The 24,136-nt window shown below is 63.0% G+C and carries 20 protein-coding genes; 10 read left to right on the top strand and 10 right to left on the bottom strand.

From position 1 onward, the window contains the following. Both NKH60_RS23755 and NKH60_RS23750 read left to right on the top strand, forming a co-directional pair. A partial coding sequence (locus NKH60_RS23755; protein ID WP_352873496.1) for an ISAs1 family transposase occupies nucleotides 1-561 on the top strand: 561 nt, incomplete at its 5' end. 127 nt (nucleotides 562-688) lie between these two features. Further along, entirely contained in the window at nucleotides 689-2,263 is a 1,575-nt protein-coding gene (locus tag NKH60_RS23750) for an alkaline phosphatase D family protein (RefSeq protein WP_352540899.1), read from the top strand. Between the two features lie 47 nt (nucleotides 2,264-2,310). On the opposite strand, the gene NKH60_RS23745 is transcribed toward NKH60_RS23750, so the two are convergent. Beyond that, on the bottom strand, nucleotides 2,311-2,592 hold the full coding sequence (locus NKH60_RS23745) for a hypothetical protein (protein ID WP_352451242.1): 282 nt from the start codon (nucleotides 2,590-2,592) through the stop codon (nucleotides 2,311-2,313). A gap of 198 nt (nucleotides 2,593-2,790) precedes the next feature. Between NKH60_RS23745 and typA the strand changes: the two genes are divergently transcribed. Together typA and NKH60_RS23735 are read left to right on the top strand one after the other, a co-directional pair. Further along, a complete protein-coding gene (gene typA / locus NKH60_RS23740) occupies nucleotides 2,791-4,620 on the top strand; it encodes a translational GTPase TypA (RefSeq protein ID WP_352451241.1) in 1,830 nt (609 codons plus the stop codon). A gap of 16 nt (nucleotides 4,621-4,636) precedes the next feature. Beyond that, nucleotides 4,637-4,846, top strand: coding sequence for a hypothetical protein (locus NKH60_RS23735; protein WP_352772143.1), 210 nt, complete (start codon nucleotides 4,637-4,639; stop codon nucleotides 4,844-4,846). Nucleotides 4,847-4,877: 31 nt separating this feature from the next. Here NKH60_RS23735 and NKH60_RS23730 read toward each other — a convergent pair whose 3' ends face one another. Then, nucleotides 4,878-5,504 carry a DUF1062 domain-containing protein gene (locus NKH60_RS23730; RefSeq protein WP_352834071.1) on the bottom strand — a complete coding sequence of 209 codons (627 nt, stop codon included), beginning with the start codon at nucleotides 5,502-5,504 and terminating at the stop codon, nucleotides 4,878-4,880. Between the two features lie 393 nt (nucleotides 5,505-5,897). On the opposite strand from NKH60_RS23730, the gene NKH60_RS23725 reads away from it, so the two are divergent. Further along, complete coding sequence (locus NKH60_RS23725; protein WP_352834068.1) at nucleotides 5,898-6,512, top strand: LysE family translocator; 615 nt, start codon at nucleotides 5,898-5,900, stop codon at nucleotides 6,510-6,512. Between the two features lie 7 nt (nucleotides 6,513-6,519). Here the strand turns inward: NKH60_RS23725 and NKH60_RS23720 are convergent, their stop codons facing one another. Both NKH60_RS23720 and NKH60_RS23715 read right to left on the bottom strand, forming a co-directional pair. Further along, the gene (locus NKH60_RS23720; RefSeq protein WP_023678126.1) at nucleotides 6,520-6,843 is read right to left on the bottom strand and encodes a YciI family protein; all 324 of its coding nucleotides are present in this window, start codon (nucleotides 6,841-6,843) and stop codon (nucleotides 6,520-6,522) included. Nucleotides 6,844-6,980: 137 nt separating this feature from the next. After that, nucleotides 6,981-7,544, bottom strand: a complete 564-nt coding sequence (locus NKH60_RS23715) for a peroxidase-related enzyme (protein WP_352683681.1) — start codon at nucleotides 7,542-7,544, stop codon at nucleotides 6,981-6,983. Nucleotides 7,545-7,674: 130 nt separating this feature from the next. On the opposite strand from NKH60_RS23715, the gene NKH60_RS23710 reads away from it, so the two are divergent. Both NKH60_RS23710 and NKH60_RS23705 read left to right on the top strand, forming a co-directional pair. Then, nucleotides 7,675-12,495 carry an NAD-glutamate dehydrogenase gene (locus NKH60_RS23710; RefSeq protein WP_352873491.1) on the top strand — a complete coding sequence of 1,607 codons (4,821 nt, stop codon included), beginning with the start codon at nucleotides 7,675-7,677 and terminating at the stop codon, nucleotides 12,493-12,495. 189 nt (nucleotides 12,496-12,684) lie between these two features. Continuing rightward, nucleotides 12,685-14,064, top strand: a complete 1,380-nt coding sequence (locus tag NKH60_RS23705; RefSeq protein WP_352834066.1) for an MFS transporter — start codon at nucleotides 12,685-12,687, stop codon at nucleotides 14,062-14,064. A 37-nt stretch (nucleotides 14,065-14,101) separates the two neighbouring features. On the opposite strand, the gene purH is transcribed toward NKH60_RS23705, so the two are convergent. From purH to htpX, 5 genes are all read right to left on the bottom strand, one after another. Beyond that, complete coding sequence (gene purH / locus NKH60_RS23700; RefSeq protein WP_352540907.1) at nucleotides 14,102-15,718, bottom strand: bifunctional phosphoribosylaminoimidazolecarboxamide formyltransferase/IMP cyclohydrolase; 1,617 nt, start codon at nucleotides 15,716-15,718, stop codon at nucleotides 14,102-14,104. A gap of 84 nt (nucleotides 15,719-15,802) precedes the next feature. Further along, entirely contained in the window at nucleotides 15,803-17,551 is a 1,749-nt protein-coding gene (locus NKH60_RS23695) for a heparinase II/III family protein (protein ID WP_352474667.1), read from the bottom strand. A gap of 146 nt (nucleotides 17,552-17,697) precedes the next feature. Next, complete coding sequence (locus NKH60_RS23690; RefSeq protein WP_352817486.1) at nucleotides 17,698-19,044, bottom strand: RsmB/NOP family class I SAM-dependent RNA methyltransferase; 1,347 nt, start codon at nucleotides 19,042-19,044, stop codon at nucleotides 17,698-17,700. Continuing rightward, nucleotides 19,041-19,367, bottom strand: coding sequence for a hypothetical protein (locus NKH60_RS23685; RefSeq protein WP_352451231.1), 327 nt, complete (start codon nucleotides 19,365-19,367; stop codon nucleotides 19,041-19,043). The genes NKH60_RS23690 and NKH60_RS23685 overlap by 4 nt, the downstream gene beginning before the upstream one ends. Continuing rightward, on the bottom strand, nucleotides 19,364-20,380 hold the full coding sequence (htpX, locus tag NKH60_RS23680; RefSeq protein ID WP_352817489.1) for a zinc metalloprotease HtpX: 1,017 nt from the start codon (nucleotides 20,378-20,380) through the stop codon (nucleotides 19,364-19,366). Before htpX ends, NKH60_RS23685 begins: the two co-directional genes overlap by 4 nt. A 115-nt stretch (nucleotides 20,381-20,495) precedes the next feature. Between htpX and NKH60_RS23675 the strand changes: the two genes are divergently transcribed. Next, entirely contained in the window at nucleotides 20,496-20,708 is a 213-nt protein-coding gene (locus tag NKH60_RS23675) for a DUF1674 domain-containing protein (RefSeq protein WP_352451229.1), read from the top strand. 17 nt (nucleotides 20,709-20,725) lie between these two features. On the opposite strand, the gene NKH60_RS23670 is transcribed toward NKH60_RS23675, so the two are convergent. Continuing rightward, nucleotides 20,726-21,397 carry an HAD-IA family hydrolase gene (locus NKH60_RS23670; RefSeq protein ID WP_352834062.1) on the bottom strand — a complete coding sequence of 224 codons (672 nt, stop codon included), beginning with the start codon at nucleotides 21,395-21,397 and terminating at the stop codon, nucleotides 20,726-20,728. Between the two features lie 178 nt (nucleotides 21,398-21,575). Here NKH60_RS23670 and NKH60_RS23665 point away from each other — a divergent pair, with 178 nt between their 5' ends. Beyond that, nucleotides 21,576-22,445, top strand: a complete 870-nt coding sequence (locus NKH60_RS23665; RefSeq protein WP_352834059.1) for a transglutaminase-like domain-containing protein — start codon at nucleotides 21,576-21,578, stop codon at nucleotides 22,443-22,445. A gap of 328 nt (nucleotides 22,446-22,773) precedes the next feature. Beyond that, on the top strand, nucleotides 22,774-24,135 hold the full coding sequence (locus tag NKH60_RS23660; RefSeq protein ID WP_352834057.1) for a pilus assembly protein TadG-related protein: 1,362 nt from the start codon (nucleotides 22,774-22,776) through the stop codon (nucleotides 24,133-24,135). Nucleotide 24,136 lies beyond the last annotated feature (1 nt).

Raw genomic sequence — 24,136 nt, 5'->3', positions numbered from 1 at the left:
GCGCTCCACTGCCACACCCGCATGGCTGCGGCCATTACCCAAAGAGGTGGCGATTACCTGCTTGCACTGAAGGGCAACCGTCGTCATTGGCTGCGCCGTGCCAACCTGCAACTGGCCGACGCCACCCCTTCCATTGCCGAGCGGACCGAGACCAGCCACGGCCGCAACGAGTGGCGGCAGGCCGAGATCGTGGCGGCGGCCGAGCCGCTGATGCCCGGCCACCTGGCCTTCATCCGCATCACCAGCCGACGCGATCAGGCCAAGCCGTTGATGCGCCTGTTCATGGCCTCCACGCTCATGTCGCCGCAGCGGGCGCTCGACCTCACTAGAGCTCATTGGCAGATCGAGAACGGCCTGCATTGGATGCTCGATGTCCATCTCGATGAGGATCTCAGCCGTGCCCGCAAGGACAATGCCCCCGCCAACACGGCCCTTCTCAATCGCCTCGCCAGAAACATCCTTCAGGCCGCCGATGCTGCCAAAGTTCCCATCAGCCATCGCATCAAGAAATGCGCCTGGAACGACGACTATCTCATCAATGCCATCACTCATATGCGATAGCCCTGCCCTCGAGGGGGGAGATTCGCCAGCCTGTTCACTGTTATCAAACCTTCATCGTTTCGAAATGTGCCTGAAACATTGAAGCTGGAGCTTGGCGGCTACGTTCAACGCCATCCAGGAGACAGCCATGAACAAGATTTCGATGACGCGGCGCGCTTTCGTCACGTCGGCCAGCGCCGTTGGCCTGGTCGGCGCCTCGGGCCTCGCCCTCCCCTATTACTCGCGCGCCAATCAGCGCCCGGCTTTCACCCATGGCATCCAGTCCGGCGACGTCGACGCCACCAGCGGCATGGTCTGGACACGCACCGACCGGCCGTCGCGCGTCATGTTCGAGGTGTCGCCGACCGAAAGCTTCACCAATGCCGTCCGCCTCGCGCCGCTCGATACCTCGCCGGCCAGCGATTATACGGTGAAGCGGCTGCTTACCGATCTCGCCTCCGACCAGGACATCTTCTACCGCATGGTCGCGGCCGATCTTGCCGACATCAACGCCGTTTCCGAGCCGGTCGTCGGCCGCTTCCGCACGGCACCTGCCTCGAAGCGCGACATTCGCTTTGCCTGGTCGGGCGACACCGCCGGCCAAGGTTGGGGCATCGACGAGACCGGCATGAAGACCTACGCCACCATTGCCAAGCACACGCCCGACTTCTTCCTGCATTCGGGCGATACGATCTATGCCGATGGTGCGATGAAGGACGAGGTCGACCTGCCCAACGGCGGCAAGTGGAAAAACAAAGTGCTGATCGACGAGAAGCGCAAGGTTGCCGAGACGCTGGACGAATACCGGGCGCAGTGGAAATACAACATGATGGACAGGCATGTGCTGGCGCTCAGCGCCATCTGTCCGACCTTCTATCAGTGGGATGACCACGAGGTGCTGAACAACTGGTCGGACTCGAAGGACCTGAGCGCCGACGATCGCTACACTGAAAAATCCATCCATGTGCTGGCGGCACGTGCGGCGCGCGCCTTCCACGAAATGACGACGATCCGTTACGAGCCGTCGGAGCCCGGCCGCGTCTACCGCAAGATCGCCTATGGTCCGCTGCTCGACGTGTTCTTCCTCGACATGCGTTCCTACCGCGGCCCCAACGGTCCGGATATGCAGGAGACGATGACGCCGCAATCGCGCATCCTCGGTGAACAGCAGATCAAGTGGCTGAAGCGTGAACTGGCGAATTCCAACGCAACCTGGAAAATCATCGCCGCCGACATGCCGCTCGGCCTCGTCGTCTGGAACGACGGCACCAAGAAGGTAGGGGCCGAGGCGGTCAGCAATGGCGACAATGGCCCGGCCAAAGGGCGTGAGCTGGAAATTGCCGACCTTCTTCGCTATATAAAGAATGCGGGTATCAGCAACACTGTCTGGCTCACCGCAGACGTGCATTACACAGCCGCGCATTACTACAATCCGGACAAGGCGCAGTTCCAGGACTTCGATCCGTTTTGGGAATTCGTTTCGGGTCCGATCCATTCCGGGACGTTCGGGCCTAATGGTTTCGATATGACATTCGGCCCGGAGCTGAAGTTCATAAAGGCACCAACTGCCGAACAGGGTCAAAACCTGGCGCCTTCGGCCGGCCTGCAGTTCTTCGGGCTCGTCGAGATCGATGGCGCCACCGAACAGTTGACGGTGCGGCTGATGGATCGCGACGACAGCGAACTCTACAAGGTCACGCTCGATCCGGTGCGGTCGGCGTGAGCGACGGCGCCACTACACTCGGGCCAGCCCGAGGGTAGGAACGTATATCAATCGGGATAGCAGACGACGGGAATGTTGGGCCAGACGGCGCTGTCGCATCCGGCATTTTGCTGCCGCTGCTTGAAGGCGGCGCTGACCGGCCCGGTCACCACCGGATCGACGCCATCGGGAGCATCGGCAAAAAGCTGCTCCGCCGACGGCTTGTCGGACGGCAAAGCAGACCGCGTCTCCTTGAACGACGCCGCCGATTGCGCCGCGCCGGCCGCGAGGAGGACGGCGAGCGCGGTACATGCCAAAATCGGCCGGAGTTTGATGCCTATCTCGATCATGAAATTCGAACTGTCCGGACCATGAAAGGTTCCGCCTTGGTTAATAATTCCACTTCACACCAAGACATTTAAGATTTGGTGACTTTATTTGGTGGCTCGCCTCCTCTTTCGCAATTGCGAAAAACCCTGTATGAGCCGCCCAACCGAAAGAGGCAGCGCCTTTTGGCCTGCTGCCTGCAACGCTCCCGAGACCAAAACATGAAAATCCGCAATATCGCGATCATCGCGCACGTCGACCATGGAAAAACCACCCTCGTCGACCAGCTTCTGAAACAGTCCGGCTCGTTCCGCGACAACCAGCGCGTCGCCGAGCGCGCCATGGATTCGAACGACCTCGAAAAGGAACGCGGCATCACCATCCTGGCCAAGGCGACCTCGGTCGACTGGAAGGACACCCGCATCAACATCGTCGACACGCCCGGCCACGCCGACTTCGGCGGCGAGGTCGAGCGCATTCTGTCGATGGTGGATTCGGCCATCGTGCTGGTCGACGCCGCCGAGGGGCCGATGCCGCAGACCAAATTCGTGGTCGGCAAGGCACTCAAGGTTGGACTGAAGCCGATCGTCGTCATCAACAAGATCGACCGGCCAGATGCCCGCCACGTCGAAGTGGTCAACGAGGTGTTCGATCTTTTTGCAGCACTTGACGCTACCGACGAGCAGCTCGACTTCCCTATCCTTTACGGTTCAGGCCGCGACGGCTGGGTCTCGGAAAACCCCGAAGGTCCGAAGGACCAGGCTCTGGCGCCGCTGTTCGACCTCGTCATCAAGCACGTGCCGGCCCCGACCGTTCATCCCGGCCCATTCCGCATGATCGGCACCATCCTGGAAGCCAATCCTTTCCTCGGCCGCATCATCACCGGCCGTATCGAATCCGGCACGCTGAAATCCAACCAGGCGGTCAAGGTGCTGCACCATGACGGCACCCAGGTCGAAACCGGCCGAATCTCGAAAATCCTTGCTTTCCGCGGGCTCGAGCGCCAGCCCATTGACGAGGCGCAGGCGGGCGACATCGTCGCCATCGCCGGCCTGTCGAAAGGCACTGTCGCCGACACCTTCTGCGACCTGTCGGTGACCGAGCCGCTGCACGCGCAGCCGATCGATCCGCCGACTGTGACGATGTCTTTCCTCGTCAACGATTCGCCGCTGGCCGGTACCGAAGGCGACAAGGTGACCAGCCGCGTCATCCGCGACCGCCTGCTGCGCGAGGCCGAAGGCAATGTCGCGCTGAAGATCGAGGAATCACCTGACAAGGATTCGTTCTTCGTTTCCGGCCGCGGCGAATTGCAGCTGGCCGTGCTGATCGAGACGATGCGCCGCGAAGGTTTTGAGATCGCCGTGTCGCGGCCGCGCGTCGTCATGCAGAAGGGCGATAGCGGCGAATTGCTGGAGCCGGTCGAGGAAGTCGTCATCGACGTCGACGAGGAGCATGCCGGCGTCGTCGTGCAGAAGATGTCGGAGCGCAAGGCCGAGATGGTCGAGCTTCGCCCTTCGGGCGGCAATCGCCAGCGCATCGTCTTCCACGCGCCGACGCGCGGGTTGATCGGCTACCAGTCGGAACTGTTGACCGACACGCGCGGCACCGCTGTGATGAACCGGCTGTTCCATGCCTATGAACCTTACAAGGGTGAGCTGCCGGGCCGTACCAACGGCGTGCTGATCTCCAACGAACAGGGTGAATCGGTGGCGTACGCCATGTGGAACCTGGAAGACCGTGGCCCGATGGTCATCGACCCGGGCGTCAAGGTCTATCAGGGCATGATCATCGGCATCCATTCCAGGGACAACGACCTCGAAGTCAACGTGCTCAAGGGCAAGAAGCTGACCAACATCCGCGCCGCCGGCAAGGACGAGGCGGTAAAGCTGACACCGCCGATCCGCATGACGCTGGAACGCGCGCTGGCCTGGATCCAGGACGACGAGCTGGTCGAAGTGACGCCGAAGACCATCCGCCTGCGCAAGCTCTATCTCGATCCGAATGAGCGCAAGCGTTTTGAGAAGTCGGCGAAAGTGGTCGGCGCGGCGTAAAGGGCAATACCGCGCAATGAGCGGTAAACTCGTCACGGCTGTCATATACGACAATCGACCCGAGGCCGAAGTTTGCGTGTCGATGCTCGACGCGTATGGAATTTATGCTCTCGCGAATTATCTTCTCGACACGGGCAGGCTTGGCTTGATCCATGTGCAAGTCGCCGACTGCGATCTCGATGCGGCCAAGGGTTTGATTGGCTCGGCCTCCAAAGAGGGCAACTGACCCCTGGCCGTACGGATTCCCTGCCGTTGCCTCATTCACCTGCAGCCGAAATGATTTTGTCCCGGTCTGGTTCGCCAGACAGGTGGATCTGGATCGCCGTTCCCGCCCGCGCTGGCTTGCGCAAGGCTTTGGCTCCGTCCGGACCAACCACCAGCAATCGTTTCTCTTCCCAAACCTGAAGCCGCGATCGCGAGACACCGAGTTCGTTGGCGAGCAACCGGTCGAGCCGCAGCGCTGTCGGCATTTCGAGCCAGAGCCGAAGTTCGAGCGCGCTGGTATTTTCCGGTCTATCCCCGAGCGCCTGCTTATGAACGACGGCTTCGGGAAACTCCTCGACGCGCCCGATACTGCTTCGCAATGCGGCAACATCGAAGGCATGGCGCCGCGCCAGGACCGGATCGTTGCTTTCGAGCGCCTGCAATATTGTCGGTTCGATATCGCGGCGGCTGCAGCGCTCCAGAATGCCGAAATTCCAGGAATTGTCGCAGTCGATGCAGCGGTAGATCAACCAGGCGTCAATGCGCTTGCCGTTGGCATTGACCCGGAATTTGCCGCTGCAGCGATAGGCTTTCAGGCCGCCGCAGCGATTGCAGTTGAGGTGAGGTCGAGGTGCGGTCTTGGGTGTGATCGTCCAGCGGATACGCAGTATCGAAGGCATGCCGAAAAGCCCTTCCCGTCGGGAAGTTCGTCAGATCGGCGATATCGAGAACCCATGCGGGCACGGCGTGGCGAGAGACTGCGGCAGTTGGAAATCAGGTGTCGCGGGTGGTTATGCGCGACAGCGGTTCAGCAGTGCCAAACCGGTCTCGAACCGCCACCCGAGGAACACATGATGTGAAAATAGGCATCGCGACTGCGACGCCCTGCTCTGTGTTGGGGGAGTTGACGAGACCGGCGGTTACGAAGGCAAAGTGAAGCTCGAAATGATGTCGGGACGACATTTCTAGCCGCGAGGTGCCTGGCCGACAAGCCTTCTTTCGGTGGACGCTACTGTCGTCGGACCAGTTGGGTTATCTTGAACGACCCAAACATTTCAAACGGGATCCGCGTCATGCATTTCACATCGCTTCTGATTTTTGCCGGCGCCCTGCTTGTTGCCGCCGGCTCGCCCGGCCCATCGATCGCCGCTCTTGTGGCGCGGGTCATCGCAAAAGGGTTTCGCGACGTGTTCCCGTTCCTGCTTGCGATGTGGATCGGCGAAGCGATCTGGCTGTCGCTGGCGGTGTTTGGCCTCGCCGTGGTGGCGCAGACGTTCCACTTTGCCTTTGTCGTCGTGAAGTGGGTCGGCGTCGCCTATCTCGGCTGGCTTGCCTGGAAGATGTGGACGGCACCGGTCGAGGCCAAGGAAGGCGCGCTGCCGCGCGAAGATTCGCCCGTCAGACTGTTCTTTGCCGGCATGGCGGTGACACTCGGCAACCCCAAGATCATGATGTTCTATCTGGCGCTGCTGCCGACCATCATCGACCTCGGTTCGGTCAGCATGGTGGGCTGGATCGAATTGACGGCGACCATGGCAGTGGTCCTGGTCGCCATCGATTTGACATGGGTGCTCGCCGCATCGCAGGCGCGCAAGCTCTTGAGGAGCAAGCGGGCGATGAAAATCGCCAACCGCATCAGCGCCGGTACCATGGCCGGCGCTGCGGCGGCGATCGCCGCGCGGTCTTGAGCCGGCGTCAACCCATTTCGATTATCGGTGCGATCTCGACGCTGAAACCCGGGTCCGTCAAGATAGGACAATCTTTGGCTTTGCCGACGGCATCGTCGATGTCCTTTGCTTCGATGATGGTGTAACCGGCGGTCGGATTGCTGCCGCCATTGTTCTCGACCTTGCCGCCAGGCAGCAGGGTCTTCGACATGCCGACTGGATTGCCACCGTCGACCACCGCTGAACCAAGCTTGCCGTACCAGCCGTTCCAGGCATCCATCGCTGCCTTCCGTTCGGCCTCCTCGGTCGGCATCTTGCCCGAGCCGTGATAGACGTAGAGAAATTTCGCCATGTTCTCCTCCTCTGATCGGCGGCATCGAACCGGCATGCGGTCATGCCGCATGCCGATCATCGGACCAAACCGGCAAACAAGCAACGAGAATGCGAAGTAGCTAATATAATATGCCGTTGGCTCGCAACGGCGGTGCCCTATCGCGCCATCGCATGGTATTCATCGTTCGGCCGCATATCGATTGCCGATGCCAGCCGGTTCGACATGTTGAAGAACGCCGCGGTCGAGGCGACGTCCCAGATGTCGCGGTCGGAAAAGCCGACTTGCCGCAACGCCGCCCGGTCCGCTTCGACGATCTTTGCCGGCTGCCCGGTCAGCTTCACCGCGAATTCGAGCATGGCGCGTTGCCTGTCCGACAGCTTGGCGGCGCGAAAATTCATCACCATCATCTCGCCGAAGGCTGGGTCGCCGGAAAGCTGGCGCACCGCCGCGCCATGCGCGGCCAGGCAATAGTAGCAATGGTTGACCGATGAGACGGCCACCGCGATCATCTCGCGCTCGAGTTTCGACAGGCCGGATTCACCCAGCATCAAATCATTGTACATGTCGGTGAAAGCGCGCAGCTTCTTCTCGTCGAAGGCATAGGCGAGCAGCACGTTGGGAACGAGGCCGAGCTTCTCCCGGCACTTGGTGAAATAGGCCTTGGTCGCGTCGCTCAGCTCCGCCGGTGCCAGGTCAAGCGCGGTGATTTTGTCCGTCATGGCGGATCTCTCCTCTTTTTCGCCAGGCTGCCGGTGAATTCCGACATTTCGTCGCAAGCCGTCAAACCTTTGTCGCCAAATACCCGTCATCTGTTAGCATAGCCGCAAAAACATGTGACGGGAGGGACTCATGGCCAGCGTAAAGTCAGCGAGCCGGTTGAAAAAAGCCGGCCTGACGAGGGGTGAAGCCGCGGGTGGTGAAAAGCCCGGCAGGCTTGCCGACTACCTGCTGGCCCGAGCTCCGGCCGAAGATGTCGCCGCCTACGACGTCATCGATCTCGAACGCGCTGCCGAACTCGCCGGCCGCGCAGTGGCCAGGCACAAGAAGGACGACTGCGTCGTTGCCATAGACGTCGATTCCGGTGTCGTCCGCCAGGGCCGGCCGATGACGGTGATCACTGTCGTCAACGACAACATGCCGTTCCTGTTCGATTCCGTCCTCGGCGAGATTACAGAAAGCGCCGGCGAGCCGCTGCTGGTTACCCATCCAGTCATAGTCGTCAGGCACGGCAAGAACGGCGTCGAGGAAATCCTCGGCGATGGCGGTTATGCCAAGGGCGACCACAGCCATGACCGACTGAGCGTCATCCATGTCCATATCGGCCGCCTTTCGGCCGAGCAGGCCGAAGGCCTGGCCGCACGCCTGACGAAACTGCTCGGCCAGGTGCGAGCCGCCGTCACCGACTGGAAGCCGATGCTTGCCCGCCTCGACCAGGCGATCTCGGAATTCCGCTACTCGCCAGTGCCGCTCGACAAGGCCCATGTCACCGAGGCGATCGCCTTCCTCGAATGGCTGCGCGACGACAACTTCACCTTTCTCGGCATGCGCGAATTCAACTATACCGGCGGCGAGACGAGCGGCATGCTCGAGCGCGCCGAAAAGCCCGGCCTCGGCATCCTTTCCGATCCCGACGTGCTGGTGCTCAGACGCGGCACCGAAGCGGTGAGCACGACGCCGGAAATCCGCGCCTTCCTGCATGGGCCGGAACCGCTGATCGTCACCAAGGCCAACGCCAAGTCGTCGGTGCACCGCCGCATCTACCTCGACTACATCGGCGTCAAGACCTACACCGGCAAAGGCGTGCTTTCAGGCGAGCTCCGTATCGTCGGCCTGTTCACCTCGACTGCCTATACGCGCTCGGTGATGAAAATCCCCTATCTGCGCTCGAAGGCGGAAACCGTCATCGCCAAATCCGGCTTCAATCCAAGCGACCATTCCGGCAAGGCATTGATCAACGTGCTGGAGAGCTATCCGCGCGACGAGCTGTTCCAGGTTCCGGTGCCGATCCTGCGCAAGCATGCCGAAGCCATACTGGGCTTGATCGAGCGGCCGCGCGTCAGGGCATTGGTGCGTGTCGACCAGTTCGACCGCTTCGTCTCCGTGCTCGTCTTCGTGCCGCGCGACCGCTACGACAGCGTCGTGCGCGAGAAGATCGGCACCTATCTGAAGACCGTCTTCGAAGGCCGGCTGTCCGCCTATTACCCGGCCTTCCCGGAAGGCGGGCTGGCGCGCGTCCATTTCATCATCGGCCGCTCCGGCGGCAAGACGCCGAAGGTCGAGCAGGCAACGATCGAGGCGGCGATCCGCGACATCGTACGGACTTGGGACGATGCCCTGCGCGAGACCGCGACCGAGACCGGCGCCGATGCGAGACTCACGGCCATCGCCTCGCGTTTTTCGGAAAGCTATCGCGACAGTTTTCGGCCGGGCGTGGCGCTGGCCGATGCCGGGCGCATCGCCAAGCTCGATGCGTCAAATCCGATCGCCATCGACTATTACCGTCACGCCGACCAGAAGCCGCATCAGGCGGCACTGAAGATCTATCACCATGGCAGCCCGGTGGCGCTGTCGCGGCGCGTGCCCGTGCTGGAAAACATTGGTTTCCGCGTCATCAGCGAGCGCACTTTCGAGGTCGGCGACAATCAATCCGGCACGATCAATAGTGATCAGCCCGGCATGGTCTTCATCCACGACATGGAACTCGAGAACAGCTACGGCAGGCCGATCGACCTCGGCAATGGCGGCGCGCTGTTCGAGGATGCGTTCCTTTCCGTCTGGCGCGGTGATGTCGACAATGACGGCTATAACGGCCTTGCCCAGACCGCCGGCCTGTGGTCGGGCGAGATCACCGTCCTGCGCGCCTATGGCCGCTATCTCCAGCAGGCCGGCATCCCGCAGAGCCAGGATTTCATCGCCGCCGCGCTCAACCGTTATCCCGAGATCGCCCGCGGCCTGCATGCGCTGTTTGTCGCCCGCCTCGGCGCGACGGCCGAGACGGAAGGCGTCGTTCAGGCCAAACATCTGAAAGCCAAGATCACGGATGCGCTGGAAGACGTTCCCAACATTGACGACGACACCATCATCCGCCGTTATCTGAACCTGATCGAAGCCTCGCTGCGCACCAATCATTTCGTTGCCGATACGAAACAGAAAGGCCAATCGCTGGCGATCAAGCTCGATTCGCAATCGGTCGACGGGCTGCCGGCGCCGCGGCCATGGCGGGAGATCTTCGTCTACGGCTCCGAGGTCGAGGGTGTGCATCTGCGCTTCGGCCCGGTCGCGCGCGGCGGCCTGCGCTGGTCGGACCGTGCGCAGGACTATCGCACCGAGGTGCTCGGCCTGGTCAAGGCACAGCAGGTCAAGAATGCGGTGATCGTGCCGGTTGGCGCCAAGGGCGGCTTCTACCCGAAAAAGCTGCCGATGAGCGCCGGGCGCGACGCAATTTTCGAGGCCGGCACGGCCGCCTACAAGAATTACGTTTCCAGCCTGTTGTCGATCACCGACAATATCGGGCTGGATGGCGTCATCCCGCCAGCCGGCGTCGTGCGGCGCGATCAGGATGATCCGTATTTCGTCGTCGCCGCGGACAAGGGCACGGCGACCTTCTCGGACATCGCCAACGCCATCAGCGAAAGGCACGGCTTCTGGCTCGACGACGCTTTCGCCAGCGGCGGTTCGGCCGGCTACGACCACAAGAAGATGGGCATCACCGCCAAGGGCGCCTGGGAAGCGGTCAAGCGGCATTTCCGCGAGATGAACCGCGACATCCAAACCACGCCGTTCACCGTCGTCGGCGTTGGCGACATGTCGGGCGACGTGTTCGGCAACGGCATGCTGCTGTCGGAGCAGACCCGGCTGATCGCCGCCTTCGATCATCGCGACATCTTCATCGATCCCGATCCCGACATGGCCGCTTCGATGGCCGAGCGCCGGCGTATGTTCGCTCTCGCCCGCTCAAGCTGGCAGGATTACGACAAGACGAAGCTGTCCGAAGGCGGCATCATCGTCTCGCGCAGCCAGAAGTCGATCACCTTGCCGGCTGCCGCGGCTGCAGCTATCGGCCTCGGCAAGACAACGGCCACGCCGGTCGAGATCATGAGTGCCATCCTCAAGGCGCCGGCAGATCTTTTGTGGTTCGGCGGCATCGGCACCTATGTCAGGGCATCGGGCGAGACCAACCAGGACGTCGGCGACCGTGCCAATGACGCGATCCGCATCACCGCGCTCGACCTGCGTGCCAAGGTCATCGGTGAAGGCGCCAATCTCGGCGTCACACAGCGGGCGCGCATCGAATTCGGATTGAATGGCGGCCGCTGCAACTCAGATGCGATCGACAATTCGGGCGGCGTGAACTGCTCAGACGTCGAGGTCAACATCAAGATCGCGCTGGCTTCCGCCATGCGGAAGGGATCGCTGACGCGGCCGTCGCGCAACAAATTGCTGGCCGAGATGACCGACGAGGTCAGCGCCCTGGTGCTGTCCAACAATTACCAGCAGACGCTGGCGCTGTCCCTTGCTCGCACGGGGGGCATGGCGTACATGGCCATACGGCCCCGATTGTGGTTGGCGAGCGCGGCGCGGGGGTGGCGCGCCGGTGCGGGGACGCCGGGGCGGGCGGGGGCGGCTGTTCCCGGGCGCGACGCGCGCGGCGAGCCGCTCACCCGGGCCGAGCTCGGCGTGCTGCTTGCCTATGCCAAGATCGTGCTGTTTTCCGATATCGTCGCCAGCGACGTGCCGGACGATCCGCATTTCGACCGCGACCTGATGGGTTATTTTCCCGACCGCATGGCAAAGAAATATGCGGCGGAAATCCACGGCCATCGCCTGCGCCGCGAGATCATCGCCCGTGCCGTCGCCAATGACCTGGTCAATCGCGGCGGCCCGTCCTTCGTCAACAGGCTGCAGGAAGCGACCGGGCGCAGTGCCGCCGATGTCGTGCGCACCTTCGCCGTGGTGCGGGATGGCTTTGCGCTGCCGGCGCTCTATCGCCAGATCGACGCGCTCGACAACCTGATCGACGGACAGATCCAGCTCGACCTCTATCAGGCGGTCAGCCGGCTGATCTATGTGACCAGCGGCTGGTACCTGAAGAACGATGCCGGCACCGCACCGCTCGGGCAGCGGATCACCGAGTTGCAGGATGCGCGCAAGGCGCTGGAGCCGAAGCTCGTTGCGCTGTTGCCGGCCTTCTCGCGCGAGCGGATCGAGGAGCGGCGGCACAGCCTGTCGAAGGGCGGCGCGCCCGAGAGCCTGGCCGAGCAACTGGCGTTGACCGATGTGGCGGAACTCATCCCCGACATTGCGCTGACGGCGCGGACGGCAACTGCCGGCATCGTCGCTGCCGCCAAGGCGTTTTTTGCAGTCAGCGATGTCTTCCGCATACCGCGCGTCGAAGATGCGGCGCGGTCGATCACGCCCCCGGATTATTACGATCAACTGGCGCTTTCGCGCGCCACCGACACAATCGGCGCGGCCAGGCGCGGCATCGCGGTGGCGGCACTCACCAGTCATGCCGAGGCGGCGGATCCGGTGACAGCATGGTTGGAGGCGGGCGGCGAACGGGTCGGACGCATCCGCGAGCGGCTGCAGGCTCTGACCGAGGGCGGCGACATCACCGTGTCGCGGCTGTCGGTGGCGTCCGGCCTGATGAGCGATCTGACAGGGCTGTGAGACGTCTTCCACATCGCGCGGGATTGCCGGGAAGAACTGCGCTATTGAGCGAACGGCGCCCTGCGTTGGGGGGCGCCGGAGCATGATCCCAAAAAGTGACGATCGGCTTTTGGACAAGATCGTGCTCAACAACAAGACGGAGCATCATTCCGATTCGATCGGCATGGAGCAAGCTCCAGCGGAGGGGACATGGCTGAGATGGCAGTGCAGCGGGCATCGGGACGCGGCATCTGGGGATGGATGCTGTTCGACTGGGCGGCACAGCCGTTTTTCACGGTCGTTACCACCTTCATCTTCGGTCCTTATTTCGTCTCGCGCATGGCCAGCAATCCAGAGACCGGGCAAGCGGCCTGGGGCTACGGCATTGCCGCCGCCGGCGTCGTCATTGCCGTTTTGTCGCCGGTCCTCGGCTCGATCGCCGATCAGACTGGACCACGCAAACCGTGGATAGCCTTCTTCGCCGCGGTTAAAATCACCTGCCTCACCCTGCTGTGGTTCGCCGCGCCCGGCTCTAATCTTTTTCTGGTCGTGGCGTTGTTCTCGCTGGCGTCGGTCGCGGCGGAATTCTCGACTGTGTTCAACGATTCGATGATGCCCCGCCTGGTGCCGAAGAGCGACATCGGCAGGATCTCGAACATGGCCTGGGGACTCGGCTATCTCGGCGGCATGATCGCACTGATCTTCGTCGTTACCGTCATGGCCGGCTCGCCTGAAACCGGCAAGACCGTCGTTGGGCTCGACCCGATCTTCGGCCTCGACCCCAGGCTCGGCGAGGACGCGCGCGCCACCGGACTGTTGTCGGCGGCCTGGTATTTCCTGTTCATCCTGCCGATGTTCTTCTTCACGCCTGATGCGATCAAAGGCATTCCAATCGGGCCGGCGGTGCGCGAAGGCCTGTCGGAACTGAAGTCGACGCTGGCCGAAGTGCGCAAGCGCAGCGGCATTTTTCGCTTTCTCGTCGCCCGCATGATCTATCAGGACGGCGTCAATGCACTGCTGGCGCTGGGCGGAACGTTTGCGGCGGCAATGTTCCATTGGTCGATTACCGAGATCGGCCTGTTCGGCATCATCCTCAACGTCGTTGCCATCGTCGGCTGCCTGGTTGCCGCACGCCTCGACACAGCACTGGGTTCCAAGACCATAGTGATGATTTCGCTGGTCATGCTAAGCATCGCTACGCTCGGCATCGTCTCGACCGGCCCGGGCTATACGCTGTTCGGCGCCTGGATGATGATGCCCGGACTGGACGGCGGCGGATTGTTCGGCACGGCGGCGGAAAAAGCCTACATTTTCTACGGCCTGCTGATCGGGCTTGCTTTCGGGCCGGTGCAGGCATCGTCGCGCTCCTACATGGCGCGCAGCGTCTCCGCTGCCGAATCGGGCCGCTATTTCGGCATCTATGCGCTGGCCGGCCGGGCAACCAGTTTTGCCGCACCCTTCATGGTGGCCACGATCACCCTGGCCAGCGGCTCGGCGCGGCTCGGCATGGCGGCGATCGTGCTGTTCCTTGGCGCCGGCATGGCGATCCTGATCGGCACGCCCTATCCGGCGGATCGGCCGGCGGAGTGAGCTGCTCCTGCCTTCTCCCACAGCGGGGGTAACGCGTTCAATGCCGGAAATGCCTCACTCCGGTGAAGACCATGGCAATGCCGTGAGCGTCGGCGGCGGCGATGACATCGTCGTCGCGCATCGAGCCGCCGGGCTGGATGACGGCTGTGGCGCCGGCTTCGATTGCCGACAAAAGCCCATCCGCGAACGGGAAAAAGGCATCCGAGGCGACGACCGAGCCCCCGGTCAAGGGCTCCGTCAGGCCGGCAGCCTCGGCGGCGTCGAGCGCCTTGCGCGCCGCGATGCGCGAGGAATCGACCCGGCTCATCTGGCCAGCGCCGATGCCGACTGTAGCGCCATCCCTGGCATAGACGATGGCGTTCGACTTGACGTGCTTTGCCACACGAAAAGCGAATTTCAGATCGGCCAATTCGGCCGGCGTCGGAGCGCGTCTGGTCACCACTTTCAGCTCGAGGTCATCCACCACCGCGTTGTCGCGGCCCTGGACCAGCAAACCGCCAGCAACCGATTTCAAGCCAAGGCCCGCCGCGCGCGGGTCGGGCAGGCCGCCGGTGACCAGCAGGCGTAGGTTCTTCTTGGCGGCAATGATGCGGACTGCTTCTTCGGACGCCTCCGGTGCGATGATCACCTCGGTAAAGGTCTTGACGATCTCTTCGGCGGTTCCGGCATCGAGGATGCGGTTCATGGCGACGATGCCGCCGAAGGCCGAGACCGGATCGCAGGCCAGCGCCTTGGCATAGGCCGCCTGCAGCGAAGCGTCCTCAGCGACGCCGCACGGGTTGGCGTGCTTGATGATGGCAATTGCTGCGGAGCGCGACGGGTCGAACTCGCCGACCAGCTCGAAGGCAGCGTCGGTGTCGTTGATGTTGTTGTAGGAAAGCTGCTTGCCCTGAAGCTGGCGCGCCGTGGCAACGCCCGGCCGCCTGTCGCCGTTGACATAGAAGCCGGCGCCCTGATGCGGGTTTTCGCCATAGCGCATCACCGACTGCAGCTTGCCGCCGAAGGCGCGCCATGTCGGATGCTCGATCTCAAGCGCCTCGGCGAACCATCCCGAGATCGCCGCATCGTAGGTGGCGGTGCGGGCAAAGGCCTTGGCTGCCAGCTTCTTGCGGAAATCCAGCGACAACGACCCGAAATTCATCTCCAGCGCGTTGAGCACCGAGGCATAGTCATCGGGATCGGTGACGATGCCGACATAGGCGTGGTTCTTGGCCGAGGCACGGATCATCGCCGGGCCGCCGATGTCGATGTTCTCGACGATCGCCGCGTAGTCGGCGCCGGAGCGACGCACCTCTTCGAACGGATAGAGATTGGAGACGACGAGATCGATCGGCTCGATGCCGTGGTCGCGCATCGCTGCGGCGTGCTCGGGATCGTCGCGCACGCCAAGCAGTGCGCCATGCACCGACGGGTGCAGCGTCTTGACGCGGCCGTCCATGATCTCGGGAAAGCCGGTGAGCTCGGACACGTCGCGCACCGCCATGCCTGCCTCGGCAAGCGCCCTTGCGGTGCCGCCGGTCGAGACTAGCTCGACGCCGGCCGAAGCCAGCGCCCTGGCGAAATCGATCAGGCCGGTCTTATCAAAGACGGAAAGGAGCGCGCGACGGATGGGTACAAGGTCGGGCGCGGGAATGTTCTTGGCGGCGACGGCCATGGGCTGGCGGCCTTTCCAGTTCTGGTTGGAGAGCGTCCGCGGGCCGTAGCATATGAGGCCCGGAAATCAAGCCGCAAGACTTGATCAGTGTCTGCCGTTGCCACCGGCTTCAGCTTTTTCCGGACGGCCGGCGATGATGGTGCGCGTCAATTGCCAGTGGACCTCCGAAGTTTCCGAGGCCTTGAACGCAAGCACGATCTGGCGGCTGCGGCGCGGGCCGCCAAGCCCTGCGAAATAGATCGATTCCTCGACCTCGGGCACCACTTCGGTAGAGGTAAACACCCAGGTGTCGGCATGGTCGGCGGCCAGCACCAGACGGTCATGCTCATCCTGGAGCAGGCTAATATCGGGATGGACATGGAAACGCACCGTGACGAAGTCACGGCCATTGTTGCGGATAGAAGCGCCGCCCGGGCGCAGGAAACGGTCCCTGCCGGCAAACACATTGCCTTCGGTCGATAATTTCAGCTCGCGCTCATGCAGGAAGCCGAAGCGCGCTGCATAGCCGTCATGGCGGGCGATGAAGCCCTGGCTGCCCTTCTGGTCGGTGCGCTTGCAAGGCACATGCTGCGGCCCGCCGATCAAAGGCGTGCCGAGCAGGTCGTTGACGCGCAAGGAGTGATTGAAGCGCGCCGACGACGTGTCGTTGATGGTGGCGGTCGAGTGGGCGGCGGTGGCGCGGGCAAGCGGCCGGAACTCGGCGGCGCCATAAGTGTCTATTCCGGCGTTGACGATATAGTGCTGGCGGCCCGACGACAATTCGAAGGCGAGGCATCCGGCGTGAGCGGCATTGGATACGTCGACAGGGGGCGGCGGGCCGGTATCGGCGATCACAGTGACACCGCCCATCGACAGGCGCTCATAACCCGAATGCGGCGCGTGCAGCAACGGTGCGCCGGCGGTGTCGTCGTGATGCAGGATGCTGGCGATACGGTCGTGAATGGTGGCGCCCATGCCGTTGAAGCGGGCAAGGCTGCCGTCCTGATGGCGAAAGAAGCGCAATGCCGGCAGCATCCGGTCGATGGCGCCGATCAGGGCGGCCGGCGGTGTCTCGGCCTGATTGGCGTATGTCTGGCGCAACGGCAGAAGGTCGGCGAGGATTTCAAGCACGGCCATCGGATTGCGCGAGATATGGCCGCCGTCAGGCAGGATCTGGCGGTCGAGCTCCTCGGCGAGATTGCGGGTAGCACCGCGTAGCGCCGAGGCCGGCGCCGGCAGCGACAAAGCGGCAAAGGCCAGCGCAATGCGGGCGCGCAGCCGGTCCTTGCCGTCCGGCATCTCGCGCACCATGGCGCGCAGATAGCGGATCTGGACGGCGAGCGATTTCAAGAACGCGCGGTAGAACGGAAATTCGGCACCCTGCAACACGATCGAGGAATGCTGCAGCCAGGCAATGACACGCTTGGCCGTCGTGCCGGGCTCCCAGGCGACGCCGGAAATATGGCTGCCATGGATTGCAATCCAGTCGGAAACCAACGCCCGCGCGTTGGCGGCGGCTAGCTCGGTGCCGGCGGCACGCATATGCCGCAGCCAGCGAAAGCCATGCAGCGTTTTTTGCCAGCCGGGATTGGGCACGTCGATCTGGAAGGGCGATTTGCCGCCGGTCTCGACCAGATGCCCCGAAAGCGGATAGCGGCCGTAATAGATCTCGAGCGCGATCTGAGGATCGGCGAGCCGCAGGTCCGGTGGGGCGATCAGGACGCGCTCCGGCGTGCGGCCTGAGTAGCGCCAGCGATAGAGTGGCCCGGCGCGCAAGCGCCGGCGCGTCTTGCGCCAGAACTCCCTCGCGACAAGCGTCCACAGACGCGTCGTGTTACCGGCAGCGATTGCCAAAACCCCTCCTGATCGTCCTCACCCAGGCACAAGTTTATATGATTCAAGAACTTGTGCGAAGGCGAATTCCGCGGCAGTGGGGCCGTTCAGCCTGTTTTCCATGCCTCCTCGCCCCAAGAAGCCGGACGGCGCTTCAAGATCGGCCCTTAGCCGGCTCTGCGCATGCGGGCGGCGAAGAAGCCGTCCAGCCCGGAGCGGCCCGGCGAGCCTAGCTCCAGATCGGCAGGCGTGGTGCGCAACGTGCCTTGCGGCGTCAGAAACGGGTCGATGCCGGCGATCTCACCCGGCCGAAGCGGGTCGTCGACAATCTCCGCATTGCCGGCGAGAAAGTCGCGATAGAGCTCTTCGCCTTCCAGTGGATCGAGCGAACAGTTGGAAAAGACGATGCGTCCACCAGGCTTGACCAGGGTGACGGCGCGGGCAAGCAGCCGGCGTTGCAGGTTGGCCAGTTTTTCGACGTCGGCCGCCGTCTTCGTCCAGGGGACGTCGGGATGCCGCCGCACCGTGCCGGTCGAAGAGCAAGGTGCGTCGAGGAGGACCGCATCGAAGAGGTCCTTCGGCTCGTATTTGAGCAGATCGGCCTGGACGATCTCGGCGGCCAGACCGAGCCGTTCGAGGTTCTGCGTCAGCCGTGCCAGCCGCGTTTTGGACATGTCGAGCGCGGTGACGTGGGCGTCGGCGAGGATCAGCTGGGCGGTCTTGCCGCCCGGCGCGGCACAGAGGTCGGCGATTCGCAAACCATTGATGTCGCCGAACAGCCGGGCCGGCAGGCTGGCCGCTGCATCCTGAACCCACCAGGCGCCTTCCCCAAAGCCGGGCAGTTCGGTCACGGAAGCGCTGAGCTTTTCCACCCGCACCGTGCCGGTCGGCAGGACAAAGCCGCCGAGCCGTTCGGCCCACAGCGCCGGGTCCGACTTGACCGAGAAATCGACCGGTGCCTCATGGCGATGGGCGAGCAGTATCTGCCTGGCCTTGTCGAGGCCGTAGACTGTTTTCAAACGGTCGGAAAACCATTTTGGCGCCTCGTCGGTAGCGGCAAGTGCTGCGGCGAGCTCGTCCTGCTTGGCCCGCGCCAGCGTGCGCAGCACGCCGTTGACGAGGCCGGAAAAGCGCGCCGTGCGCGGATCGGACTTGGCGTGTGTCACGGCGAGGTCGACGGCGGCGCGGTCGGGAACATCGAGGAACAGGATCTGCGCTGCCGCCACATGCAAAATGTGCGAAAGCGCCGTGGCGTTGGGCGGTAGCGGCTTTTCCAGGCGACGGGCCAAAAGGCCTGATATGGTCATGCGGTAGCGCAGGGCGGTGACCAGAATGGCGCGCACCAAAGCGCGGTCGCGCAGGTCGAGCGCCTTGTATTGTGGATGGCCGTTCTCATGGTCGGTCAGCCCGTCGAGCGGCGTCCTCGCGTCGATGACAGCGGCAAGCAGCCGCGCGGCTGCCTTGCGCGCGGCGAGACCGCGAGCTTCTGAAGCCTCACTGTGAGTTGGCCTCATTGTGTCGGCGATCGGTTGACTAGTTTAAATATGGCGCTGACAAAATCTTCTTTACTTCCTAGGGGTGAGATCACCTGAATGTAGTCTTTCTCAACCGTGCCGACATAGTCCGCGACTTGCTTTGGAGATGCACCATCCCCGACAAGTCGGACGATGTGGCGGAGATAGGTGTCATATTCATCTTCAGGAAGTGGGCGAAAGCCCAGGTCACTTGATGTTGCTATGCTCGCCATCGGTATGCCGATAGGGTTCCAGTGCCTTGCACAAAGATCGCGCATTTCCGCCAGCGAGATCCCGCCTTTTTTGTCTGTCGCGCTCGTCACGACCACGGACCTTTGGGGCCGGTCGGATTGCGTCCCCAGGGATTGGGTCTCGGCTTGGCCGGCTCAGGCGGCCTCTCGGGCCGCGCGGCCCTGTCCCACGAACCAGACGGCTGCTGCCCGGTCGCTTCCGGCGCCGGCCTTGACGTCGCGGCCGCTTCGGGTGCGCCGGCCATTTCGCTCGCCATCCTCTGCAACGCGGCGATGCGGTTTTCTGTGCTCGGGTGAGTGGAAAACAAACTGTCCATGCGCTCGCCGGAAAGAGGATTGATGATGAAGAGATGGGCGGTTGCCGGATTGCGCTCGGCATCCGGGTTGCGGATGCGTTCGGCGCCCCGCGCGATCTTGTCAAGGGCCGAGGCGAGCCACAGCGGGTGTCCACAGATTTCGGCACCGCGCCGGTCGGCCTCATATTCGCGGGTGCGGCTCACCGCCATCTGCACGATCATGGCGGCCAAAGGCGCGACGATCATTGCCACCAGCACGCCGACGATGCCGAAGGAATTGTTGTTGTCGCGGTTGCCGCCGAAAAAGAAGGCGAAATTGCCGAGCATCGAAATTGCGCCGGCAAAGGTGGCGACGATCGTCATGGTCAGCGTGTCGCGGTGCTGCACATGGGCGAGCTCGTGCGCCATCACCGCCGCGACTTCTTCATGCGATAGCCGCTCGAGCAGGCCGGTGCTGGCGGCGACAGCGGCATTTTGCGGATTGCGGCCGGTGGCGAAGGCATTGGGCTGCGGATTGTCGATGAGATAGGTTCTCGGCATCGGCAGGCCGGCACGTTGGGCGAGACCCTGCACGATGGCGTAATATTCAGGCGCGTTGCGTTCGTCGACTTCGATCGCACGGTGCATCGACAGCACCATCTTGTCGGCGTTCCAATAGCTGAACAAATTGGTGCCGGCGGCAATCAGCAAGGCGATCATCATGCCGCCGGATCCGCCGACCAGATAGCCGACGCCCATGAACAGGGCCGTCATTGCGGCCAAAAGCATGGCGGTGCGAAGGGTGTTCATCGTCTGCTCCATTTGGGCCCAACAAAGGGGTCGATCCTTGTGGGCGCATCGCTATATGATGGGAAACAGCCGTTCCCGTTTCAATCGGGCCTGTTTCAATCTAGCGGAAGATCGCATGATCGACAAAACCAGCCAAACGCATGCTAACGGCTCGCCGCAAAAGCCGCTGACCCCGGCAGCCAGGCGCGCCTTGGTCGAGGCCGAGGCCCGGCGGGAGAAATATCGCGAGCAGGAAGCCACGCTGCCGAGGGAGATCGGCGGGCGCGGCGGCAAGGAGCCTGGCCGCTATGGCGACTGGGAGGTCAAGGGCCTGACCAGCGACTTTTAGCGCAAGCAGGATGCTAGTTAAGCAGGCTGTGCGGTCCGTTCCGCTTCGATGGCAATCCAGCCGTTGTCATCGACGGCGATGCCGATCACGCCATAGCCGGTGATGGCGGCATGCGGCGTCTGCAACGGATGCCGGTGCGTGGCGCTGATCACCACGATTGCAGCGCCCGCGGCTTCGGCTGCCGCTATGCCGGCCGGCGCGTCCTCGAAGACGAGGCAGTCGCGCACATCGACGCCGAGCCGTGCGGCCGCCAGCCGGAAGCAGTCGGGCGCCGGCTTGCCGCGAGCCACGTCCTCCGCCGCGACGATCACGGCGGGAGCCGGAATGCCGGCGGCCTGCAGGCGCAGCAAGGCAAGTTCGCGCGGTGCCGAAGTGGCGATCGCCCAGCTTCCAGGCGGCAGCGACGCCAAGAAGGCCGCGGCGCCGGCAATCGGGCGAATGCCCTCGACATCGGCCGCCTCGGCCTGCAAAAGCGATTCGGCTTCGCGGGCAGGATCGACGCCTGGGAGCGCCAGCCGGCCGATGGTCTCGATCGCCCGCACGCCGTGGATGGTCGGCAGGAATGCGGCGACGTCAAGACCTTGCCGATGCGCCCACGCTGCCCAGACCCTTTCCGCCGCGGCGATCGAATTGAGAATCGTGCCGTCCATATCGAACAGTAAGGCCGCGAATTTTCTGCCTGCGAACATCGGCTTTCCCGGGTCATCTTGGAGGGATTATGTCAAAAGACGCGTGTCGATCGACCGTAACGTTGCCGCGTCCGTATGGGAAGCCGCGAGGCGTCGTTTTCGACGTTTGCAAGGAACCGCCGCACACTCTCCTGCGTTGACCACCACTATCTTCCATGACGATCGTAGGGGGACGGCGATGCTGATCAGGCTCGGCTATGAAATTGCCATTGAATGCGCTGCAGCCACGCCGATTGTTTCGCTGCTCGAGATCCATCGGGATCGCCAGGCCGACATCAAGCGGCAGACGCGCGTGCTGACGTCGCCGTCGGTTCCGACCAGGGTCTACCACGATCTTTTCGGCAATAGCTGCCGCCGCTTCACGGCTCCGGCCGGAAGCTTTCGCATCCTTTATGACGCGGTGGTCGAGGACAGCGGCGAGATGGACGAAGTCAGCACGCTGGCCGGGGAAGTCCCGGTTGCCGAATTGCCGGACGGGGTGCTCGGCTATCTGCTCGGCAGCCGTTACTGCGAGACCGACCATCTCGGCGACCTGGCCTGGCAACTTTTCGGCCAGCTTCCGCCGGGCTGGGCGCGGGTGCAGGCGATCGTCGACTATGTCCACAACCGCCTGTCCTTCGGCTACGGCTATGCGCGCTCGACCCGCACGGCGGCGCAGGCGCATGAGGAGCGCGTCGGCGTCTGCCGCGACTTTGCCCATCTGGCGATCACGCTCTGCCGCTGCATGAACATCCCGGCCCGCTACGTGAACGGCTATCTCGGCGATATCGGCGTGCCCGCCGATCCGGCGCCGATGGATTTCTCGGCCTGGGTGGAAGTGTTCCTCGACGGCAGATGGTACACCTTCGATCCTCGCCACAATGTGCCGAGGATCGGCCGCGTCGTCATAGCCCGCGGCCGCGACGCCACCGACGTGCCGCTGCTGCACAGTTTCGGCCCGCATCGGCTCAGCCTGTTCAAGGTCTGGACCCACGAGCAGGAAGGCAATCTGTTCAAGCCGCCCTATCGCGGCGTCGACAAGACCGTCAGCGCACGGATGCTGGCCTGATCTTCGGACACATTCGCAGTCCGGATTTCCACCTGCCGCCACTGCGGCAGCACTGATCCTGTTCGATACATCTCGTCTGTACCGGATTGGGACGCAGTCCAGCCGTCTCGAATTGCGAGCCCGAATCTTGGTAAGCGCTTTTTGAACAAAGCCGTGCCGACGCGGCTTTCGTTTACCCGCTGTTTACCTTGTCGCCGCTCGAAACCGTTTGGAAACAATGGCCTGAGCGGGGGCCGCTCGCTTTCCCGCGCCCGGCGGCGCGATCCGGTCGGATTCCTGCAATGCGCGTTCGGACAGCTGCAGGCTGTAGCGAATGGAGGCGGAAAGAATGCGGCGTTTCGGGGGTCTTGTTCAGGCGATCGGCGGCTTTGCCGGGGATCGCAGCGGAAATTTCGCGGTCCTGTTTGGTATAATCGGCTTAGTACTGGCGCTGAGTGTCGGCTTTGCCGTCAATGTATCCCAACTCTACAATGTGAAATCGAGCCTGCAAGGCGTCGTCGACGCTGCGGTCACCTCGACGGCCCGCGACCTGACGACCGGCGTCATCAGCGAGGCCGAAGCCAGCAAATCGGTGCAGGCCTTTCTCGATGCCAACAGCACGGCGGGTATCCTGCAGGACAATCAGATCGTTCTCGACAAACTGACCGTCGACCAGACCGCCAGGACCGTTCAGGCGGACGTTCATGTCAATGTCAGCTATTATTTCCCGCTTTTCAGCACGGGTAGCATGCAGCGCGTTCCCGCATCGACGACGGCTCTCTATTCGGACAAGCAGATCGAAGTCGCGATGATGCTCGATGTGACCGGCTCGATGGCAGGCCAGAAAATCATCGATCTGCGGACGGCTGCGGCGAATGCCGTCGACAGTTTTCTGGGCGGTCAGGACACCTCCAAACCGCGCGTGCGGGTTGCCATCGTACCTTATGCCAATTCGGTGAATGCCGGTACACTTGCCGCCAGCAGCGTCTATGTGGAAACCACCGCCAGCCAACGCAAACAGGCGCCGGCCAATGACGCTGTGCAGTATGTCTCGGGGCTCATCCGTCCTGACAATTGCGCCACCGAACGCAAGGGGACCTACCAATATTCGGACGCAGGCCCCGACGCCAGCATGGTCAACCGCGACTACCTGCTGTCGTCCTTCGCCTGGCAAACCGGCACCGCCGCCTGCCCGGCCGCCACGCTGATGCCGCTGACGGCGGATGCGACGGCGCTCAAGACTGTCATCAAGAATTTCGTCGCCTCCGGCGGCACTGCCGGCCATATCGGCGTGCAGTGGACCTGGTACATGCTCTCGGAGAACTGGGGGGGCATCATGAGGACTTCGCAGCGGCCGGCCAAGATGGATCCAAGAAAGGTCGCCAAAATCGCGATCCTGATGACCGACGGCGAATTCAACCTGTCCTACTTCGATGCGAGCACGGTGAGCGACGTCTACAATGACGCCGGCAAGGAGCCGACCCGCACGGCCGCCAAGAAACTTTGCGCTGCCATGCGCGACAACGGCATCGAGATCTTCACTATTGGGTTTGACCTAAACGAAACGAATGCCAAGGCGACGCTCCAGGATTGCGCGAGCCCGGACACCGCCAAGATCAAGCACTTCTACCAAGCTGCCAATGGAACCGAACTCAACCAGGCTTTCCAGGACATAGCGCGCAACGTCGAGATGTTGACCGTAACCAAATAAG

This window comes from Mesorhizobium sp. M1006, from assembly GCF_040318825.1.
Taxonomy (GTDB): Bacteria; Pseudomonadota; Alphaproteobacteria; order Rhizobiales; family Rhizobiaceae; genus Mesorhizobium.
This window is presented reverse-complemented; position numbering and strand designations above follow the sequence as displayed.

What these genes read in the sequence shown, in the direction of transcription:
- NKH60_RS23750 (WP_352540899.1), top strand. Translation starts at nt 689, where the DNA reads ATGAACAAGATTTCGATGACGCGGCGCGCTTTCGTCACGTCGGCCAGC.
- NKH60_RS23745 (WP_352451242.1), bottom strand. Translation starts at nt 2,592, where the DNA reads ATGATCGAGATAGGCATCAAACTCCGGCCGATTTTGGCATGTACCGCG.
- typA (WP_352451241.1), top strand. Translation starts at nt 2,791, where the DNA reads ATGAAAATCCGCAATATCGCGATCATCGCGCACGTCGACCATGGAAAA.
- NKH60_RS23735 (WP_352772143.1), top strand. Translation starts at nt 4,637, where the DNA reads ATGAGCGGTAAACTCGTCACGGCTGTCATATACGACAATCGACCCGAG.
- NKH60_RS23730 (WP_352834071.1), bottom strand. Translation starts at nt 5,504, where the DNA reads ATGCCTTCGATACTGCGTATCCGCTGGACGATCACACCCAAGACCGCA.
- NKH60_RS23725 (WP_352834068.1), top strand. Translation starts at nt 5,898, where the DNA reads ATGCATTTCACATCGCTTCTGATTTTTGCCGGCGCCCTGCTTGTTGCC.
- NKH60_RS23720 (WP_023678126.1), bottom strand. Translation starts at nt 6,843, where the DNA reads ATGGCGAAATTTCTCTACGTCTATCACGGCTCGGGCAAGATGCCGACC.
- NKH60_RS23715 (WP_352683681.1), bottom strand. Translation starts at nt 7,544, where the DNA reads ATGACGGACAAAATCACCGCGCTTGACCTGGCACCGGCGGAGCTGAGC.
- NKH60_RS23710 (WP_352873491.1), top strand. Translation starts at nt 7,675, where the DNA reads ATGGCCAGCGTAAAGTCAGCGAGCCGGTTGAAAAAAGCCGGCCTGACG.
- NKH60_RS23705 (WP_352834066.1), top strand. Translation starts at nt 12,685, where the DNA reads ATGGCTGAGATGGCAGTGCAGCGGGCATCGGGACGCGGCATCTGGGGA.
- purH (WP_352540907.1), bottom strand. Translation starts at nt 15,718, where the DNA reads ATGGCCGTCGCCGCCAAGAACATTCCCGCGCCCGACCTTGTACCCATC.
- NKH60_RS23690 (WP_352817486.1), bottom strand. Translation starts at nt 19,044, where the DNA reads ATGAGGCCAACTCACAGTGAGGCTTCAGAAGCTCGCGGTCTCGCCGCG.
- htpX (WP_352817489.1), bottom strand. Translation starts at nt 20,380, where the DNA reads ATGAACACCCTTCGCACCGCCATGCTTTTGGCCGCAATGACGGCCCTG.
- NKH60_RS23675 (WP_352451229.1), top strand. Translation starts at nt 20,496, where the DNA reads ATGATCGACAAAACCAGCCAAACGCATGCTAACGGCTCGCCGCAAAAG.
- NKH60_RS23670 (WP_352834062.1), bottom strand. Translation starts at nt 21,397, where the DNA reads ATGTTCGCAGGCAGAAAATTCGCGGCCTTACTGTTCGATATGGACGGC.
- NKH60_RS23665 (WP_352834059.1), top strand. Translation starts at nt 21,576, where the DNA reads ATGCTGATCAGGCTCGGCTATGAAATTGCCATTGAATGCGCTGCAGCC.
- NKH60_RS23660 (WP_352834057.1), top strand. Translation starts at nt 22,774, where the DNA reads ATGCGGCGTTTCGGGGGTCTTGTTCAGGCGATCGGCGGCTTTGCCGGG.